The sequence below is a fragment of the Novosphingobium album (ex Hu et al. 2023) genome (genome assembly GCF_022832385.1).
Classification (GTDB): Bacteria; Pseudomonadota; Alphaproteobacteria; order Sphingomonadales; family Sphingomonadaceae; genus Novosphingobium; species Novosphingobium album.
Genome location: NZ_JALHLE010000029.1, coordinates 1 through 18,671, shown reverse-complemented (window position 1 = coordinate 18,671; position 18,671 = coordinate 1). Strand labels below are relative to the sequence as shown.

Sequence of the window (18,671 nt, the reverse complement as noted above, 5' to 3'; positions counted from 1 at the left end):
TAATGCATTATCCATTATACACAAATCCGGCAAAGGGCACGGTTCCCGAACAATGGCCGGCATGAGGAGCCATCAATGAGCGTTGATACGAAGGACAAGGACGTCGGTGCAGCACCGGCAGAGGGCAAGATCACGCCGGAGGCAATCAAGGCTGCCGAAAACATGATCGGTATGCAGCTGCGTCCCGAAGGCCCCTACCTGCAGGACGCCACGGCCGACACCATGCGCAATTGGTGCAACGGCATCGGCGATCTCAACCCGCTCTACCGCGACGAAGAACATGGCCGCCTGTCGCGCTATGGCTCGATCGTTGCCCACCCCAACTTCCCGATGGCCTTCGGCTGGGTCGGCCGCACCCGCTGGGGCCTGCCGGGCGTCCACGGGTTCTATGCCGGCAACGACTGGGAGCTGTTCCGCCACATCCGCCCGGGTGACCGCATCACCGCGATCGAGCGCGTTGTCGGCATTGACGTCAAGGAATCGAAGTTCTCCGGCACGCTGGTGATCCAGTACGTCGAGGCGAGCTACGCCAACCAGAACGGTGATCTGGTCGCCCGTGCGCTCGGCACCTGCACCCGCCACGAGCGCAAGGCCGCCCGCGACGCAGGCAAATATTCCGAGATCAAGACCCACGAATACTCGGCCGAGGACTTCGCGAAGATCGATAACGCGATCCTCAACGAGGAAAAGAACATGCGCGGGGGCAACGTGCGCTACTGGGATGAAGTCCAGGAAGGCGAGGAGCTGCCCGAAATCGTGCGCGGCCCGCTCAGCCTGATGGATACCATGGGCTTTCTCGTCGGTTCGGGCCGTGGCCACACCCATGGCGTGATCTTCAAGAACGCCGTGAAGCACCCCGGCCACTTCTTCCGCAATCCCGAAGCGGGCGGCGGCATTGAGTACACCGGCATCGGCCACCACCGCGAATCGACTGCCAAGGAAGTGGGCGTGCCCGGCGTCTACGACTACGGCCCGCAGCGTTCCTCGTGGATGGCCAGCCTCGTCACCAACTGGATGGGCGATGCTGCGTTCCTGAAGCGCGTTCGCACCCAGATGCGCGGCTTCAACATCATGGGTGACTGCACCTGGGCGCGCGGCAAGGTGACGCGCAAGTATGTCAAGGACGGCCATGCCCTCGTCGACATCGAGATTCGGGGCGAGAACCAGCGCGGCGAACTGACCACACCGGGCCTCGCAACTGTGCTGCTGCCTTCGCTGAACCCGCAGCACAAGGTGTTCTTCGACGGCCGCGACTGCGACCTCGAACTGCCTGTCGTGCGCTGAGGACAGCGGCGATGACCGGGGAGAGTGCCACACCGCTCGACGGCCTGAAGGTTGTCGCCCACGCTTCGGGCGTGGCGGCAGCCTACGCGGCGCGCATGTTGGGAACGATGGGCGGGCGGGTCCTGCTCGTCGAACCCAATGGCGGCACCCCTCTCCGGCGCGAACCGCCCTTCCTTCCCGGTATCGATGGCACCGAGAGTGAGGAGAGCGCTCTCTTCGCCTATCTGGCCGCCGGGATGGAGAGCGCGGTGATCGATCTTGCCGCACCCGAAGGACAGGCCCGCCTCGCCGACTGCCTGACTGGTGCCGACGTGTTTATTGACGACACGCCGGTCGCCGCGAGGGAGGAGCTAGGCATAAGCGAGACGAGCCTGTCCGAACGCTTTCCGGAGCTCATCCACGTCTCGGTCCTGCCCTTCGGCGCCTATGGCCCGAAGGCAGGCTGGAAGGGCGAGGACGCCGTGATCCAGCACGCTGGTGGCGAAGGCAACCTGCTGCCCAACGGCTTGGCCGTGGAGATGTTTCCCGACCGGGCCCCGCTCAAGATCGGCGGCCATTTCGGCGAGATGCAGGGCGGAATCGCGGCTGCGCTCGGCGCCCTGTCAGCACTCTGGGCCCGGCCCGAATGCGGCGGGCAATATGTCGACATTTCCTGTCAAGATGCTAACCTGGCCGTTGGCGCCTTTGCCATCCAGCGCCTTGGCGACGGCTCCATCGAACACCGCGTCGAACGCAGCTTTCGCTATGGCGGCGTGATCCCCTGCGCCGATGGCTATCTCGAACTGCTCACGCTGGAACAGCGGCAGTGGGACGGGCTTGTCGATCTGCTTGGCCGACCCGAATGGGCGCTCGATCCGGCGCTCGCCGACAGTCTTGAACGCAGCCGGCGCGGGCCGGAAATCAATGGCTACATCCGCGAGTGGGCCTCCGTCCGGAAGGTCGACGACATCGTCAGCGCGGGCCAGAAGCTGGGCGTGCCACTGGCGCGCTACAAGTCTCCCGCCGAGATCCTGCAAGGCGATCAGGAATGGCATCGCGGCCTGTTCCAGAAAGTGAACGCGGGCGCCGCGGGCCTGGTCGATGTGCTCGTCTCGCCATTTCATTTCGACGAAACGCCGCTTTCACTGCGCGCCGGTCCGCCCGCGCTCGGCGCAGCGCGCGAAGCGGCGGCGGCGGGGAGCTGATGTGATGAAACCACTCGCCGGCATCCGTATCGCCGATTTCACCGTGCACAATGCCGGGCCGTTCTGTACCCACCTGCTTTCGCAGCTCGGCGCGGAAGTGATCAAGATCGAGAGCGCCATGCGCCTCGACGCGTTCCGCAAACCGCATCCAGTCTATGGCCGCATGGGGCCCGCGACGTTCGATCAGGTCGCCTCGACCAAGCTTTCGGTGCGCATCAATCTCAAGAAGCCGGAGGGCATCGCGCTCGCCAAGCGCATCGTTGCGGTGAGCGACATCGCCGCCGAGAGTTTCCGCCCAGGCGTGATGGGCCGCCTCGGGCTCGGTTATCAGGACCTGACGGCGGTGAAGAACGACATCGTCGTGCTCTCCGTCTCTTCCTCGGGCCAGAGCGGTCCGGACTCGCACTTCGCGGGTTACGCGCCGCTGTTCGGCGCATGGGGCGGGCTTGGCGAACTGACCGGCTACGAGGACGGTCCGCCGGTCGAAATCCGCCATGTCATGGACCACACCGTCGGCATGAACGCGGCAACCGCCGTGATGGCCGCCCTGCACCGCCGCCGGGCCACGGGCCGGGGCAGCCATGTCGATGTCGCCGCGCGTGAAGTCGCCGCATCGCTGGTAGGCGACATGCTGCTGCTGGCCGCTGCAGGCGGAACGCCGGGCCGCATAGGCAATGCCCATCCGCGGATGGCACCGCACGGCGTCTATCCCGCCATGGGCGATGATCGCTGGCTCGCGCTGGAGATCGGCAGCGATGCGCAATGGACGGCACTGGCAGAGCTCATGGGCAAGCCAGACCTAGCCCGCGACTGCCGCTTCGCCACCGCCGATGCCCGGCGCACGAACAGCGCCGCGCTCGATGCAGTTCTCTCCGCATGGACAGCCACGCAGGAGGCCAACACAGCGGCCGAACACCTGCAGCAGGCGGGGATCGGTGCCCATGCCTCATGGACGACGCCCGAAATCGCCAACGATGCCCATCTGCAGCAGCGCGGCGCAATCGTAGATGTCACCGAACCGGACGGCACGCATCGCGCAGCCGTAGGAGTGCCGATTCGCCTGTCGAAAGGTGCGGATATCGGCGTCGATCGCGGCACCCCGAAGCTCGGGGAACACGAGGATTTCGTCTATGGTGAACTGCTCGGGATGAGTCAGGCAGAGCGCAGGCGGCTGGAAGAGGCCGAAGTGATCTTCTGAGCACAGAACGGCAGGCACCTGAAACGCAAGAAAGAGGGCCTTGGGAAGGATGAACGAGACGGCAACCCCGGCACGCGCCGGGACGGACACCTGGGCAGAAACCCCGACCCTGGGCTTCATAGGCCTCGGGGTCATGGGCAGCGGCATGTGTGCCAACGCGGTGAAGAAGCACGGCGCGTTGCTCCACGCCTTCGACATGAACCCCGATGCGCTGACCGCGCAGGTGGCTGGCGGCGCGCGGGAGGCCGGATCGGTTGCCGATGTGGCAAGGAACGCGAACGTCATCTTCCTGTCCCTGCCCGGCGGCAAACAGGTCATGTCCGTTTGCGAAGAGATAGCGGCCCACGCTGCGCCCGGCTCGATCGTCGTCGATCTCTCGACTACCAGTGTCGCCGATGCCCGCGCCGTCTGCGCGATGCTGGCAGACAAAGGCCTCGCCTTCGCCGATGCCCCCGTCGCGCGCACCCGACAGGCCGCCATCGACGGGACGCTGTCGATCATGGTCGGAGCCAGCGAAGGGCTCTTCGCCCGGATCGAACCCTTGCTCCATTACATGGGCTCCGACGTCACCCTGTGCGGCGAAGTCGGCTGCGGACAGGTGGTGAAGCTCATCAACAACACGCTGCTGTTCGAGCAGGTGGCGGCCATTGCCGAGATGATGGTCGTGGCTGAACGCGCGGGCGTGACCGGAGACAAATTGATCGAAGCGGTCGGCCTTGGTTCGGGCAATTCCTTCGCGCTGCAGACCCACGCGAAGAAGGCCATGGCGCCGCGCGAATTCCCAGCCAAAGCCTTTCCGATGCCTTACGCCCTCAAGGACATCGGTTACACCATCGAACTGGCCGAACAGATGGGCGTCGAACCCCGCCTTACGCGCCTCGCCGCCGAATACTACCAGGCAGCCATCGATATGGGGATCGGGGAGAAATACTTCCCAGCGATCATCGAAGTCGTCGACGCGAAGAAACCGTAACCGCCCGGCGGGGAGAGAACCGATGCAGACGCGCAAGCTCGAATACCGGATCGTGACCGAAGGGCTGGACTTTCCCGAGGGACCCATCGCACTGGCAGACGGCTCGGTGCTGGTCGTCGAGATCAAGGGCGGGCGCCTCATCCGCGTGCGTCCTGATGGCACCAAGGAAGTCGCCGCCGAACTCGGCGGCGGCCCCAATGGCGCTGCCATAGGCCCCGATGGCGCCTGCTACGTCTGCAACAACGGCGGCTTCAACTGGCTGAGCGAGGACATCTTTGGCGTGCAGGGCTACCGTCGCCCGCATGGCCGCGCGCACGACTACACGGGCGGCTCGATCCAGCGCGTCGATCTCGTTACCGGCGAAGTCACCACGCTCTACACCCATTGCGACGGCAATCCGATCATGGGGCCCAACGACATCGTGTTCGATGCGCAGGGCGATATGTGGTTCACCGACCACGGCAAGACCTACGGCCGAGTAATGGATTGCGGCGCGGTCTATCATGCCGCGGCGGACGGCTCGTGGATCAGGCAGGCCGTGTTCCCGATGCTGACGCCCAATGGCTGCGGCCTCTCGCCCGACGAAAAGACGCTCTACGTTTCGGAAACCGAGACGGGCCGGTTGTGGCACTGGCACATCACCGGGCGCGGCGACGTCGCCAAGGTCCCCTGGCCCTCGCCCAATGGCGGTACGCTCGTCGGGCAGGCAACCGGATACCAGCGCTTCGATTCGATGGCTCTGGAGGAAAACGGCAACATCTGCGTCGGCACGCTGGTGACCGGCGGGATCACCGTTTTCGCGCCCGAGGGTGAGAAGCTGGAGTACTGGGAAGGCCCCGAGCCTTATTGCACGAACATCTGCTTTGGCGGCCCGGACATGAAGACGGCCTATATCACCGTATCGGGCGGCGGCCTGCTGGTGGCCGTGGACTGGCCACGCGCGGGTCTGCCACTGTTGCACCAGCGGGACTGATGCCGTGAGCGCTGCCTCGCCCGCCGCGTCCGCCAGCCATGGCCCCATGCGCGCCAAGGCGCGTGTGCTGGTGGCCGCGCTGATGGGCACGGCGGTCGAGTTCTACGATTTCTTCATATACGGCACAGCGGCGGCGCTGGTCTTCGGGCCGCTGTTCTTTCCCGCCTCTTCTCCCGCCGCGCAGACGCTGCTGGCCTTCGCCAGCTTCGGCCTTGCCTTCCTCGCCCGTCCGATCGGCGCCATCGCCTTTGGCCATTTCGGGGACAGGGTGGGCCGCAAGTCCACGCTGGTCGTCTCGCTGTTGATGATGGGGCTGTCCACCTTTGCCATCGCCCTGCTGCCTACCTATGCGACAGCGGGCTGGATCGCGCCTGCCCTGCTGTGCCTGATGCGCTTCGGACAGGGCTTCGGCCTTGGCGGCGAATGGGGCGGCGCGGCACTGCTTACGGCCGAGCACGCCCCTGAAGGCTGGGAGGGACGCTTTGTCTCGATCATGCAGCTGGGGTCGCCGATCGGCTTTTTCGCGGCCAATGGCGTGTTCCTGCTGCTCGGCCTGCTGCTCGACGATGACCAGTTCATGGCTTGGGGCTGGCGAATCCCGTTCCTCGCCAGTGCAGTGCTCGTCATGCTGGGGCTCTGGATCCGGCTGAAGATCGAGGAAACGCCGCAGTTCCAGGCCGCGCTCGACAAGGATGAGGTTGTCCGCATTCCCTTCGTGGAAATCACCGGACGCCACGGCTTGCAGGTTCTTGCGGGTGCAGCGGGCGTGGTCTCGACATTCGCGGTGTTCTATCTGGCCACCTCGTTTGCGCTTGCCCTTACCGTCGATCAGGTCGGCTTGGCGCGTGCGGACGTGCTGACCCTACAGATGATCGCCAACTGCTTCTACGTCGTGGGCATTCTGATGGCGGGAATACTGGCGGACCGGGTGGGATCGCGTCTCGTCCTGGCCGGCGGTGCCTGCGCCACCATCGCGATTGGCACGGTGTTCGAAGCTGGCCTGCGTTCGGGCTCGCTACCCATGGCCGGCGCCACGCTCAGCGCCGCGATGCTCGTGCTGGGCTTCAATAACGGGCCCCTCGGAAGCTGGCTGGCGACGCTCTTCCCGGTGCGATCGCGCTACACCGGCGTCTCGCTCGCCTTCAATCTGGGCGGCATTCTCGGCGGAGCGGTGGTGCCGTTCATTGCCCAGCTGCTCGTCGTGCAGGGCTCCAGCCAGGCCACCGGCGTGCTCCTGCTGACGGCGGGCCTTGCCACCCTTGCCGGAACCCTTTTCGGCCGCCGGCGTGCGGCCATCGCCATGCAACAAGGACAGACCGCGTGAGTGAATTCGAAGACTGGATCGGCCGAAGCCAGACGGTGACCGACATTCTGGAGCCTGCGCGCAGCAATGCGCTCGACGTGGCCCTTGGTGGTGAAGGCGCGCTCAAGGCGGGTGATCCCATGCCGCTGCTGCACCACTGGCTCTACTTCTGGGAGGTGAAGCCTCCGGCAGGCCTCGGCACTGACGGGCATCCGGCCAAGGGCGGCTTCCTTCCCCCGGTACCGCTGCCCCGGCGCATGTGGGCGGGCGGACGGCTCAACTTTCATAAGCCGCTGATCCTTGGCGCCACGGTTTCGAAAACCTCGACGATCACCGCCATCAAGGAGAAGACCGGTAAAAGCGGAACGCTCGTCTTCGTCACGGTCCGCCACGAACTTGACGGCGGAGACGGCCTTGCCGTCAGTGAGGAGCAGGATCTGGTTTACCGCGAACCGGCTGCGGGCTCCCTACCGGCGCCGGTTGCCGCGCCTGCGCCTGCAGTGTCCTGGGTGGAGACGGTCGATCCCGATACCGTTCTGCTGTTCCGCTATTCCGCCCTCACCATGAACGGCCATCGCATCCACTACGACCGGCCCTATGCCATGGACGAGGAGAGCTATCCCGCTCTTGTCGTGCACGGTCCGCTGCAAGCCACCCTGCTGATGCGGCTGGCCACGGCCAACCTGGGCGCGCCGGTAACCGGCTTTGACTTCCGTGGCCAGCAGCCTGCTTTCGACGGGGCCATGCTGCATGTCTGCGGCGAGCCCACTGCGGATGGTGCCGAGATCTGGACGCAGCAGGGCGAGGCGAAAAACATGGTCGCCACTGTCCGCACGGGCACGGTGTGATGACAGCAGTCCCGCGCAGCTTGCTGTTCACGCCCGGTTCCCGGCCCGATCGCTTCGCCAAGGCCGGAGCCACGGCGGCAGAAGGCCTCATCCTCGATCTGGAGGATGCGGTCGCCGAAGCCGACAAGGATAGTGCGCGTGCCAACGTGGCGGCATTCCTGGCCGACCGGCAGGGCGTGACGCAGCAATTGACCGTGCGCATCAATCCGCTGTCGCGCGCCTGCGGGCTGCTCGACCTGGCCATGCTCGCCACGGCTGCCGATGGGCCCGACTACATCCTTCTGCCCAAGGCGGAAACGGCAGCGCAGGTCGCGATGATCGCACAAGTGCTCGACGATGCGGGTTCAAAGGCACGGATTGGCGCACTGGTGGAATCCGCGCGCGGTGTTGCCGGCGCCGCCGCGCTGGCACAAGCCCATCAGCGGCTCGCCTACCTCATGTTTGGCGCCGCGGACTATGCGGCCGACCTTGGCCAGCAGGTGGGCACCTTCCAGCCGGGTCACGCGCGCGCCACCATCGTCAATGCAGCGGCCTGCGGCGGCGTGGTGGCGATGGATTCCCCCTTCTTCGCGATCGACCGTCCCGCAGACCTCGAAGCGGACTGTGCTGCGGGCAGAGCGCTTGGCTTCCATGGCAAGGCCGCGATCCATCCCTCGCAGGTCGAACCGATCAACCTGGGCTATTCGCCCAGCGACGCGGAGCGGGCGCAGGCGCGGCGCATCCTTGAAGCCGCGCCCGATGGCGTGGGCGTGCTCGACGGCAAGATGGTGGACATCGCGATGGTGCGCTGGGCCCTGCGCGTGGCCTGAGACAGCACCCGGGGGGCATCGGCCTGCCAGCCCTCCCGTTTAGTGAATTTTGGAGAGCAAGATGACCGTGAACTACCAGCTCTACATCGACGGCGTGTGGCGCGATGCGTCCGATGGCGCGACGATGCCGGCGATCAACCCGTTCAATCAGGAAGTGCACGGGCAGATCCCGGTGGCCACCGAGGTCGATGTGGAGGATGCGATCAGCGCGGCCCGCCGGGCCTTCGACAGTGTGTGGCGCAAGACCACTCCGGGTGAGCGCGCCAAGCTGCTGAACAAGGCCGCCGATCTGATTGACGCTGACGCAGACCGGCTCGCCCTGCTGGAAACAACCGACAACGGCAAGGTGATCCGTGAGACCCACAACCAGATGGGCTATGCCGCGCGCATCTTCCGCTATTACGCCGCCTGGGCGGACAAGATGCACGGCGATGTGGTGCCGCTCGACCAGAAGGACACACTCGACCTCACCATTCGCGTTCCTTTCGGCGTGGTGGCCTGTGTCACCGCGTGGAATTCGCCCGTCGCGATCCTGACCAACACACTTCCCGCCGCCCTGGCCGCGGGCAACTGCGTGATCCTGAAGCCCAGCGAACATGCCTCGTCGACGACGCTCGAAATCGCGCGGATCTGTGAAGCCGCAGGGTTTCCCGCAGGCGTGGTGCAGGTCGTGACCGGAGCGGGCGATGTCGGCCGCTGGCTGACCTCCAGCCCGCGGGTCGACAAGATCAGCTTCACCGGCAGTCCCGGCGTCGGACGGATGATCGCGCAAGCGGCGGGTGCCAATCTCAAGCCGGTCACGATGGAACTGGGCGGCAAGTCGCCCAACATCGTGTTCGACGATGCCGATTTCGACCGCGCGCTCATCGGTGCGCTGGCAGGAATTTTTGGCGCCACCGGGCAGACCTGCATCGCCGGTTCGCGCCTGCTGGTACAGCGCGGGATCTATGACCGCATGGTCGAAGGTCTTGCCGGACGGGCCAAGCAGATCCGCATGGGGGACCCGCGCCTGAAGGAAACCGAGATGGGCACGGCAGCCAACGAGCCGCAGTTCGCCAAGATCCTGTCCTTCATCGATGCCGCCAAGGGCGACGGCGCGCGACTGGTTGCCGGTGGCGCGCGCGCGGAAGGTCCGGGGCTTGAAAAGGGCTTCTTCATCGAGCCCACCATCTTCGCCGACGTTCGCAACGACATGAAAGTCGCCTGCGAGGAAATCTTCGGGCCGGTCCTCTCGATCATTCCCTTCGATGAGGAGGAGGAAGCCGTCCAGATCGCCAACGACACCGCCTATGGCCTCGCCAGCGGCGTGTGGTCGGAAAACATCAGCCGCTGCATGCGCATGATGCGCGCAATCGACAGCGGCGTGGTCTGGGTGAACACCTACCGCGTGGCAGCACCGCAGGCACCGTTTGGCGGCATGAAGGATTCAGGCTTCGGGCGTGTGCGAGGCGAGGCGGGCATCCTCGAATTCACCCAGACCAAGACCGTCTTCATCGACTTCTCGGGTGACCTCCGCGATCCGTTCTCTATGAAATTCTAAGTCAACGCATCGGGGTGTTGCTTTGGACAAGTGTCGGATGATGTTGGCAGGAACCCTTCTCTAGAACGAGAATGTTGATTTCTGCTGAGTATTGACCCAGAAAGTCTAAACACCCCGCAATGCAGGCGGTGGCTCAAGAGGGTGACTTTTCCTTACTGAAGGTGGCCGCTGCTGAACTGGCGCGTAAGCGGAACGACTGAAAGCACCAGAGTTCAGCTAAATTGCTGCATTGCCCGACACGCCGGCAATCCGGTCATTCTGTCATCAGATTTTCCTCCCAAAACCAGCCATTTGTTCATCACGAATATTGGCCATCCGATTGGCGAGCATTGCTCTGGCCGACAATCCGACGAACCGTGTCAAGCAACACCATGTTCTCGGTAACGCAATACCGTAAGCGCCAATGCCGCAATCAGGGAACCACATGCCATGATGGTGGCAAGCCATGGCAATGTGAGCCCGCTGGCAAGCAGAAAACCTGCCACGATTGGTCCCAATGCGGCCCCGCCTCGCCCAAAGCCTATGACCATGCCCGTCCCACTGGCGCGAAGCCGGGCTGGATAGCTTTGCGCGAACATGGCGTAGATTCCCGCCGTTGCCCCGTTGACGAAGAAGCCCGCCGTCCCCGCAATGACAGACAATGTTGCAATATCGCTGTGCGGCTGGCCGAACCAGATTACCGCCCCTGCCCCCGCTATCATGGCAAGGATGGTCAGCGTACGGACCGGAAACCGTTGCGTGAACAGGCTGAGCACGAGTGAGCCACTTGCCCCGCCCACGTTCGCCCAGACCAGCACACTTCCCGCAGTGCCTGCCTCGAAGCCCATGTCCACCACCAGTTTGGGCACCCACTTGACGAAGAAGTAGAACGTCATGATGTGCATGAAGTAGGCGATCAGAAGGAGGATCGAGACGCTGGCGAGCCCCGGACCGAACAGTTCGCGCCAGCGCACCTTCTGCGTGCCGGGCTCGAGCTCCGGAATGTGGTCTGCTGATCGGTGCCCGAGTTTTTCGAGCTGACGATTAACGATGGAAAGGCCGGCCGGGCCGTGCCTGAGGACCAGGAACGCGATCGTCTCCGGCATGAGCCAAAGGATGAGTGGCACGAAGGCGGCAGTGGCGATTGCGCCGAACACAAAGATCGAATGCCAGGTCCCGCCTCCTGACAGCAAGGCAGAGGCGATCGATCCACCAACGACCGCACCGACCGGGTAACCTCCTGCCATGATCGCGACGGCAAGGTTCCGGTACCGGGCATTGGCGAACTCGGCGACTACCGCTGCGGTTGTCGCGAGCATGCCGCCGATGCCGAACCCGGTGAAAAGGCGATAGGCGGAAAGGATGGCGATACTGTCTGACGTCGCCGCAAGTGCCATGCCCGCGGACATGACGGCCAAGCATGAGAGCAGCATCGGGCGCCGGCCGATCTTGTCCGCCGCATTGCCCAGGACGAGCGCTCCAACCGCCATGCCAATAAGCTCCATCGAGAGCACCACGCCCAAAGCTGCGCGATCTATGCCAAACTGGGTCGCAATACCCGGCGCTGCGAAGCTGATGGAGAGCACGTCGAAGCCATCGAGGGCATTGAGTAAGGTGGCGAGACCTACCGCGATCACCTGCGCGCGGGTCATCGAGGACTTTGCGAGAATGGCCGCTGGATCGTTGAGTACAGTCATCTCGATTCCCGGGCAGGATTGACAGGCCAATGCGAGGGCTTGGCCACGTTACAAGACATGAAGCCCGGCGTGGCTCCACGGAGAAAGCCGCGCCGGGCGCGTTTCAGAAATCGACCGACAATCGCGCCATGAACTGGCGTGGCCGGGCATAAGCGATCTCGGCATAGCCCGTGCCCGACGTCAGCGAGGAATTGCCCGCGGTCGGATAGAGCTTGTCGGTCAGGTTCTGGACCGAGAGGGTCAGGACCCAGGGATCGTCGAGGCTTTCGAAGCGGATCGAGGCATCGACGGTCAGCACGTCCTTGAGCTGTGAGATCTCAGGTGTGTTGGCCGTATCGAAGTAGGTCTTGGTCCTGTAGGACAGGTCAGCACGCGGCGAGATCGAGAAGTGGCCGACGTCGGTATTGTATCCGACACCCAGGTTCCACTTGAACTTGGGCGCGTAAGGCAGCTTGTTCGAGGTGCTGATCGGTGTCGAGACACCGAGCCCAGACAGGTCGACCACAGTGTCGATGCTGTTCTCGAGATAGCTCACGCCTCCCTGGATCAGCCAGTGCGAGTTGGGCACCCAGTTGAGTTCCGCTTCCACACCCTTGATTGTCGCCTTGCCGGCATTGAGCAAGTAAGGGGCCGGGCCGGCACGGAACAGGAACTGCAGGTCCTTGTACTTGGTCAGGAACGCCGAGGCATTGAACCGCAGGGTCTTCCCGAACAGGTCGGACTTGAAACCGACTTCGTAGGAATTGGCCTTTTCCGGCGCGAAGTCATGGAAATTGTCGAGCGCGGCCTGCGACTGCGGCACGTTGAAGGAGCTGTTCCAACCGCCACCCTTGAAGCCTTGCGCGAAGCGGGCATAAGTGAGGAAGCTGTCCGACCACTGGTAATCCACGCTGCCTTCGACGGTGGTGGACTTGAAGGTGACTTCGTAGAGGATCGGGGCGAGATAATACTCGTCGGGCGTCAAGACACCGGGCGTATCATCGGTCGCGGCGAGGCTCGCATAGTCGAATTGCTCTGGGATGGAGCCCTTGGTCTCCTCGGTATAGCGGATCCCACCCGTCACGCTGAGGCGATCGGTGAGGTGGCCGGTCCACTGGGTAAAAGCGGCCCAGCTGTGGTTCTTGATGATGTTGTTGTCGCTGTCGAGCGAGGCGCGTTCGCCCAGCGCGACGGTCAGGATGTCCTTCACCTTCTGCTTGAAATAGTAGAGCCCCACCACACCGGTCAGGCGCTCGGTCTCGTAGATACCCTGCAGTTCCTGGCTAAACTGATGACCGCGCGAGTTGTAATCGGTGTGAAGGATCGTGAAGGGCGTGTTGTCGCCGTCGCGTTTTCCGGTCCAGTTGAGCTTGCGATAGGCGGTGATGGACTTGAAGGTGATGGCGTCGGAAGCATCGAACTCGACGTTCAGGGATCCGCCCCAGGCTTCCAGCGTACTGCCAACAGGGCCGGTGCCATTGTTCGCGAACGGCCCAGCCGCCCACTGGTTGTTGGCGCAGCGCGGATCTTTGTTTTCGGCGGTATAGCCTTCCGGCGGCCCGCCATAGGTCTTCACAAAAGCGCCGGCACCGCCATTGGCAGTGGCGCTCCAGGAAACGCCGGGAACAGAATCAAACAGGCTGGTGTCAAATCCCGGCGCGTAGAGCACGATCCCGCCAGGGCCGCCGCCAGGGACGAAGAAGGCCTGGGTACAACCGGAAAGGACGCTCTGGTAGGCGCCCATGAACCCCGCACTTTCAGGCGCGCCGACACCGATCGCGGTGGGATCGGTGTTGTTGTTGTAGGCCGCAAAGACCAATGGCGCGCCATGTTCATCGGCCTTGGTGTAGTCGAACTTTGCGCGCACGGTGACTGCAGGGTCCGGCTCCCACAGTAACTTGCCGGTGAGCGAATATGTGTTGGTGTCGCCGAGCTTCGTGCCGTCATAGAGGCGTTTGACATAGCCGTCCTGGCGCTTGCCTCCTGCGGTGATGCGTGCGGCAAGGGTGTCGACGATCGGCAGATCCATAGCTGCGAATGCCTCGAACAGGTTGTCACTGCCAACGCCGACCTCGGCCTCGCCATTGAACTCATGCTTGGGGTCCCTGGTCGCAATCACGATCGCACCGCCGATGGTGTTGCGGCCAAAAAGCGTCCCTTGCGGTCCACGCAGGATCTGAACGCTAGCAATGTCGCGGAAAGTCATCGCGCCGCCGACCGACTGCCCGAGGTAGACGTCGTCGACATATAGGCCCACGCCCGGATCGACGTTTGAGCGGCCATCGATCTGGCCGATGCCCCGGATGAACACCTGCGATGAATTGTTGTTGCCGGCGAGCGGAGCGTTGTTGGTGAACTCGAGGTTGGGTGTCACCTTGCCGAGATCGGTGGTGCCAACGATCTGGCGCTGCTCCAGCGTATCTCCGTTGAAGGCTGTAATCGAAACAGGTACATCCTGCTGGTTCTCAGCGACCTTGCGGGCTGTGACGATAATGTCCTGGTTGGTGAAGCCCCGTTCCCGGACTTCCTCGCCATTCCTTCCGGAGTCTTGAGCAAGAGCGGTGTGCGGCGCGAACGCAAGCCAAGCGAGCGCTGACGACGCAAGCAGGCACTTCTTGTGACGGAGCATGATGCTTCCCCTCCTCTGCATATATATTCTTGCCGCGCTTGCTGTGCGCGGTCCCGGTCGCGATAATGCGTTTGCGGGAATTCCTCGACTATACGTCCGTCTAGTCGGCATGAGGGGGCCCGTGCGCAATCAATACAGACAAAGAGATTGCAACATGGGAGCAGGGGAAAATGGCGGGCAGGAAAGTCGTATTGGTGGACGATCACCCCTTGTTCCGGCAGGCGCTGGCCGGGACCGTCCAACTGGTTGCCCCCGACGCGCAAGTGGAGCTTTGCGAAGATTTTCGAACCTTGCGCGAAAGGCTGGAAAGCCACGAGACGGTGAGCCTCATCCTGCTTGATCTCAATCTGCCCGATGTAGATGGCATCGCCGGACTGCCATTTCTGAAAGGGCAATATCCGCACATTCCCGTTGCCGTCGTATCGGCGCGCGATGACCTTGAGGTCGTCCAGACGGCAATCGCCTGCGGAGCTTCCGGGTTCATTTCCAAAGTTTCAGGCGTTCCTTCACTGCAAGCTGCGCTCGATGCCCTGCTTCGGGGCGAGGAATGGTTCGACGGACTGGAACAATTGCCGGACGAGGACCCACTCACGCCGATGCAACTGCGTATCCTGAACGGAGTCCAACGTGGCCTGATGAACAAGCAGATCGCCTTCGAGGCGGGCATCACCGAGGCGACAGTGAAATACCACTTATCGAATATTTTCCGGAAAATGGGAGTGCAAACCCGCAATCAGCTGTTGGCGCTGACCCGATAACCTTGTGTGTTGCATTCTCCTTGGCCGCTGCACGAGATCAGGAATTCCTGCAGGAGCAAGGGCGAAACCGGCTTGGTCATGACGCTGATCCCGGCGTTGAGTGCTCCCCCCAGTTCCTCCTCGCTGGCGGCCGTCACCAGGACCCTGACGCGGGCACGTCCCGCAAGCAGGTCTAGCAGTTCGAGGCCGTTCATCCCCTGACCCAGACCGTAATCCGCCAGCACAACGTCCCACTCGCCGTTCAGGCCAAGTGCCGATTCCGCATCCGGCGCGCTGATCACTTCACCGCCCCATCTTCGGATCAGGGCCTCGGTTCCTACCAGGATGTCGGGCTCGTCGTCGATGCAGAGGACCCGCAGACCGGACAAGTCGACCATGGTGTGCTGAACGTGCCGCCGCTTCCGTTCGGGCTCTGCGCGCGGGACCCGGATCGAGAAGACGCTGCCACGGTCGGGGCGCGAGTGGACCTTTACCTCGAGGTCGAGGGCCTGCGCTATGCGTGCAACAATGGCAAGGCCAAGGCCGGAGCCTTCCGCAAGGCGCTGGCCCTCGCTCAGCCGCTCGAATTCGCCGAAGGCGGCAGCAATCTGATCGGGCGCCATGCCGATCCCGGAATCGCGCACCTCGATCCGCACGTCATCGCCAGACCGGCGTGCTGCCAGCACCACGCGACCCTGGCGAGTGTAGCGGATCGCGTTGACTAGGAGGTTTTGCAGGACCGAACGCAGCAAATCGCGGTCGGTGCGGATCCATGCCGTGGTGGGGAGACAAACGAGCTCAACGCCCTTGGTGTCAGCCTGGCTTTCAAACTCGGTCACGAGCGATGATAGCAGCGATGACACCTCAAACGCTTCGCGGTGCGGCCGGACTGCGCCGAGCTCGAGCTGGGACAGGCTGAGTAGTGCACGCAGCATGCGATGCGCGGCCTCAATGGCGTGATCGGCATGGCTGAGAGCAAGCACGGTCTTTTCGTCTGCCGTATGCTGGGCGTCCTTTTCGGCAAGAACGTTGCCGATGAAGATGCGGGCCGCGTGCAGCGGCTGGACGAGGTCATGGCTCGCCGCAGCCACGAACCGCCTCTGCGCCCGCGTGGCGCGTTCGGCGAGGTCGGTCGCCTGCTCGAGGTCGCGATTGACCTTCGTGAGTTCACGCGTCCGCTCTTCGACCCTGTCCTCGAGCTCTTCCTTCCCCTGCGCCAAAACCCGTTCTGCTTCTCGGATTTCGGTGATGTCGGCAAAGGTCAGCACGAAGTTCTCGTCGGCGATGGGCGTGCCGGTGAACTGAATCACGTGCCCGCCACCGGCCGCGAATTCGTGACGGAACGATCGCCGCCGCATGACGCAATCGGTCTTTGCTGCAAGCTCCGCGCTGACGTCGTCACTCAGGACATCGCGTCCGGTCACACTGGCAGGCTGAAGCACCGACTGACCCACATGAATGCCGTCGGCAGGAATAGCGAGCAACTCGAGAAAGTTACGGTTCCACGCGACCAGCCGCAAGTCGCTGTCGACCACGCCGACGGCGTGGCTGAGGCCGTCGAGTGTCAATTGCAGGATATCACGGCTGAACGTTACCGCGTGGCCGGCCTCGTCAAGAAGCTGGCGCACGTCGTCGCGGTCCTGGTTCCCCACAGCGAGCGCCATGGCCACGACGCTGCGTGCCGAAGTCGTGCCGATGGCCCCGGCGAGTACGTGTTCGGCCATGATTGCCATGGCAGGGGTAATCGGCGCTAAATCGTCGAAGGAAGTGTGGCCAGTGCCCGCGCGAAAATTCAGCAAGGCCTTGCGAGCCTCGTCATCGCCCACGAACTGGCTCAGCAGATCTCGTAGGTCTCCAACCGTGGCATTGAACTCCCTGAGGTTATCCGTCCGTCCCTGCTTGTGAGCGTGGACGAAACGCTGTGCCTGCATCGTGTCGATCAGCCGCGGACGGGCAGCCAGCGAAAGCCCAATCACCACAAGCGCATTCACTGCCAGACTCGTCAGCACCAGGAGTTCCAACCCCAGTCCTTGAGGGACGGGCCAGAGCGACCCCGCCAACGGGGCCGAACGAGCCGACAACACTGGCAGGACGACGAAAAGCGCCCAGATCGACATTCCCGCAACGATGCCGCCGATGACTCCGTTGGCATGCGCCCGCTTCCAGTAGATGCCCGCTATCAGCCCGGGAAACAGCTGTGCCGATGCAGCCAGTGCTATAACGCCGAGCTGGGTTGGATTGCCCGTCTGTTCGATCAGCAGGTAAAACAGCCAGGCCAGCGTGCCGAGCGCGATGATGGACACCCGCCTGACCAGCACGACCCTCTGGCCGGCTCCCTTGCCGCCCTGGCCATTGTGGCCCGTAGTGGATAGCATGGGCAGGACGATCTCGTTCGACACCATTGCCGAAATGGCAGTCAGTTCGACAATCACCATGGCCGCACCGGCAGAAAGCCCGCCCAGAAAAACCGCGAATGCAACCAGCGTCATCCCGTGTTCGAGCGGTATTGCAAGCGTCTGCAGACTGCGCGGGGCGTCCGGGACGAGCAAACCGCCCTTGATCGAATTTGCGATAACAAGCGTGGCGATGGCCCAGAGCGCGAAATAGGCCGGAAAAAGCCAGACTCCGCGGCGGGCATCCTCGACCTTTTCAACCGTCACAAAGCTGAGATGAAATTGGCGCGGCAGGGTGAAGGTTGTGACAGTGCACAGGATCAGCAGGGTTCCAAAGGGCAGCTCGAGCATGACGTGCGGCGAAGGGATGCTCGATACGGCGATGGCAATTCCCGGCCCATCGCGCTCAAGAAGATAGAGACACGCCGCTGCTGCCGTCACGATAGCGGCGATTTTCACCGACGATTCGAGCGCGATCATAGCGACGAAGCCCCGGTTCTGGTGCGTGAGGCTCGGCTGGCGCGCACCGAACACAATGGCGAGCCCGATCAGGGTGGCGACGAGGACCATTGTCTGGAATAGGCCGAAGTCTGGCACACCGATCGCAAACTGCCAGACTTCTTTGAGGACGAGGACCTGCAGGGCCACATAGGGCAGCGCTGCAAGGCTCGCCACGACTGCCACGGTAACGCCAACCAGCCGGCTCTTGCCGAAGCGGGCCGCCATGAAGTCGGCAATGGAGCCGGAGTTCTCGAGCTTGGCCAGCCGAACGATCTTGATCCACGCCGGATAGCCCAGAGTCGCTGCGATGATGGGGCCAAAGGCATTGGAAAGGAAAAGCCAGCTTCCCTTGCTGGCGTCACCGACAGCGCCGAAGAAAGTCCAGGCTGTGCTCAGCGTGGCAAGTGAAAGGCCGTAGACAACTGCCCGCCGGGTGATGCCCCATTGCCCCCCCCTGTTGGATCGCCAGCCGGCATAGATCAGGACCAGCAGGTAGACCATAACGACTGCGGTGATGATCGTGTCGTTGAGCATGCGTGATGCTTACGCAAATTGTCCGAGCCGTCCATACTCGGTGGATTAGCAGTGCATATCGAGAATTGAAGCGCCCCGGGTTTTCCGGAGGCTATCCGGTTTGACTCAGG

Annotated in this window: 13 protein-coding genes; 10 read left to right on the top strand and 3 right to left on the bottom strand. The window is 63.4% G+C overall.

Annotated features, from left to right (window positions below; translation table 11 throughout):
• The first annotated feature begins 75 nt into the window (after positions 1–75).
• The 9 genes from MTR64_RS16660 (at position 76) to MTR64_RS16620 (ending at position 10,112) form a co-directional block, all read left to right on the top strand.
• Positions 76–1,284, top strand: a complete 1,209-nt coding sequence (locus MTR64_RS16660; RefSeq protein WP_243995610.1) for an FAS1-like dehydratase domain-containing protein — start codon at positions 76–78, stop codon at positions 1,282–1,284.
• 11 nt (positions 1,285–1,295) lie between these two features.
• Complete coding sequence (locus MTR64_RS16655) at positions 1,296–2,468, top strand: CoA transferase (RefSeq protein WP_243995608.1); 1,173 nt, start codon at positions 1,296–1,298, stop codon at positions 2,466–2,468.
• A gap of 4 nt (positions 2,469–2,472) precedes the next feature.
• Complete coding sequence (locus MTR64_RS16650; protein ID WP_243995606.1) at positions 2,473–3,666, top strand: CaiB/BaiF CoA transferase family protein; 1,194 nt, start codon at positions 2,473–2,475, stop codon at positions 3,664–3,666.
• A 49-nt stretch (positions 3,667–3,715) separates the two neighbouring features.
• Entirely contained in the window at positions 3,716–4,639 is a 924-nt protein-coding gene (locus MTR64_RS16645) for an NAD(P)-dependent oxidoreductase (RefSeq protein WP_243995604.1), read from the top strand.
• Between the two features lie 22 nt (positions 4,640–4,661).
• Positions 4,662–5,612 (top strand): SMP-30/gluconolactonase/LRE family protein, encoded by a 951-nt coding sequence (locus MTR64_RS16640; protein ID WP_243995602.1) that lies wholly within the window; start codon positions 4,662–4,664, stop codon positions 5,610–5,612.
• Between the two features lie 46 nt (positions 5,613–5,658).
• Positions 5,659–6,936 (top strand): MFS transporter, encoded by a 1,278-nt coding sequence (locus MTR64_RS16635; RefSeq protein WP_243995674.1) that lies wholly within the window; start codon positions 5,659–5,661, stop codon positions 6,934–6,936.
• Positions 6,933–7,763, top strand: a complete 831-nt coding sequence (locus MTR64_RS16630) for an FAS1-like dehydratase domain-containing protein (protein ID WP_243995600.1) — start codon at positions 6,933–6,935, stop codon at positions 7,761–7,763. The genes MTR64_RS16635 and MTR64_RS16630 overlap by 4 nt, the downstream gene beginning before the upstream one ends.
• Positions 7,763–8,572: an HpcH/HpaI aldolase/citrate lyase family protein gene (locus MTR64_RS16625; RefSeq protein ID WP_243995598.1), complete on the top strand. Its 810-nt coding sequence runs from the start codon at positions 7,763–7,765 to the stop codon at positions 8,570–8,572. Before MTR64_RS16630 ends, MTR64_RS16625 begins: the two co-directional genes overlap by 1 nt.
• A 61-nt stretch (positions 8,573–8,633) precedes the next feature.
• Complete coding sequence (locus MTR64_RS16620) at positions 8,634–10,112, top strand: aldehyde dehydrogenase (RefSeq protein ID WP_243995596.1); 1,479 nt, start codon at positions 8,634–8,636, stop codon at positions 10,110–10,112.
• 359 nt (positions 10,113–10,471) lie between these two features.
• On the opposite strand, the gene MTR64_RS16615 is transcribed toward MTR64_RS16620, so the two are convergent.
• Together MTR64_RS16615 and MTR64_RS16610 are read right to left on the bottom strand one after the other, a co-directional pair.
• Complete coding sequence (locus MTR64_RS16615; protein ID WP_243995594.1) at positions 10,472–11,788, bottom strand: MFS transporter; 1,317 nt, start codon at positions 11,786–11,788, stop codon at positions 10,472–10,474.
• A 103-nt stretch (positions 11,789–11,891) separates the two neighbouring features.
• Positions 11,892–14,396: a TonB-dependent receptor gene (locus tag MTR64_RS16610; protein WP_243995592.1), complete on the bottom strand. Its 2,505-nt coding sequence runs from the start codon at positions 14,394–14,396 to the stop codon at positions 11,892–11,894.
• A 194-nt stretch (positions 14,397–14,590) separates the two neighbouring features.
• Between MTR64_RS16610 and MTR64_RS16605 the strand changes: the two genes are divergently transcribed.
• A complete protein-coding gene (locus MTR64_RS16605) occupies positions 14,591–15,154 on the top strand; it encodes a response regulator (protein ID WP_243995590.1) in 564 nt (187 codons plus the stop codon).
• Here the strand turns inward: MTR64_RS16605 and MTR64_RS16600 are convergent.
• The gene (locus tag MTR64_RS16600; RefSeq protein WP_243995588.1) at positions 15,130–18,561 is read right to left on the bottom strand and encodes an ATP-binding protein; all 3,432 of its coding nucleotides are present in this window, start codon (positions 18,559–18,561) and stop codon (positions 15,130–15,132) included. The two genes, MTR64_RS16605 and MTR64_RS16600, sit on opposite strands and share 25 nt — an antisense overlap.
• Positions 18,562–18,671 lie beyond the last annotated feature (110 nt).

Excerpts from the sequence above, each read along its gene's own strand:
- MTR64_RS16600 (WP_243995588.1), bottom strand. The coding sequence starts at position 18,561 with ATGCTCAACGACACGATCATCACCGCAGTCGTTATGGTCTACCTGCTG.
- MTR64_RS16625 (WP_243995598.1), top strand. The coding sequence starts at position 7,763 with ATGACAGCAGTCCCGCGCAGCTTGCTGTTCACGCCCGGTTCCCGGCCC.
- MTR64_RS16645 (WP_243995604.1), top strand. The coding sequence starts at position 3,716 with ATGAACGAGACGGCAACCCCGGCACGCGCCGGGACGGACACCTGGGCA.
- MTR64_RS16650 (WP_243995606.1), top strand. The coding sequence starts at position 2,473 with ATGAAACCACTCGCCGGCATCCGTATCGCCGATTTCACCGTGCACAAT.
- MTR64_RS16660 (WP_243995610.1), top strand. The coding sequence starts at position 76 with ATGAGCGTTGATACGAAGGACAAGGACGTCGGTGCAGCACCGGCAGAG.
- MTR64_RS16615 (WP_243995594.1), bottom strand. The coding sequence starts at position 11,788 with ATGACTGTACTCAACGATCCAGCGGCCATTCTCGCAAAGTCCTCGATG.
- MTR64_RS16635 (WP_243995674.1), top strand. The coding sequence starts at position 5,659 with ATGCGCGCCAAGGCGCGTGTGCTGGTGGCCGCGCTGATGGGCACGGCG.
- MTR64_RS16610 (WP_243995592.1), bottom strand. The coding sequence starts at position 14,396 with ATGCTCCGTCACAAGAAGTGCCTGCTTGCGTCGTCAGCGCTCGCTTGG.
- MTR64_RS16620 (WP_243995596.1), top strand. The coding sequence starts at position 8,634 with ATGACCGTGAACTACCAGCTCTACATCGACGGCGTGTGGCGCGATGCG.
- MTR64_RS16640 (WP_243995602.1), top strand. The coding sequence starts at position 4,662 with ATGCAGACGCGCAAGCTCGAATACCGGATCGTGACCGAAGGGCTGGAC.
- MTR64_RS16655 (WP_243995608.1), top strand. The coding sequence starts at position 1,296 with ATGACCGGGGAGAGTGCCACACCGCTCGACGGCCTGAAGGTTGTCGCC.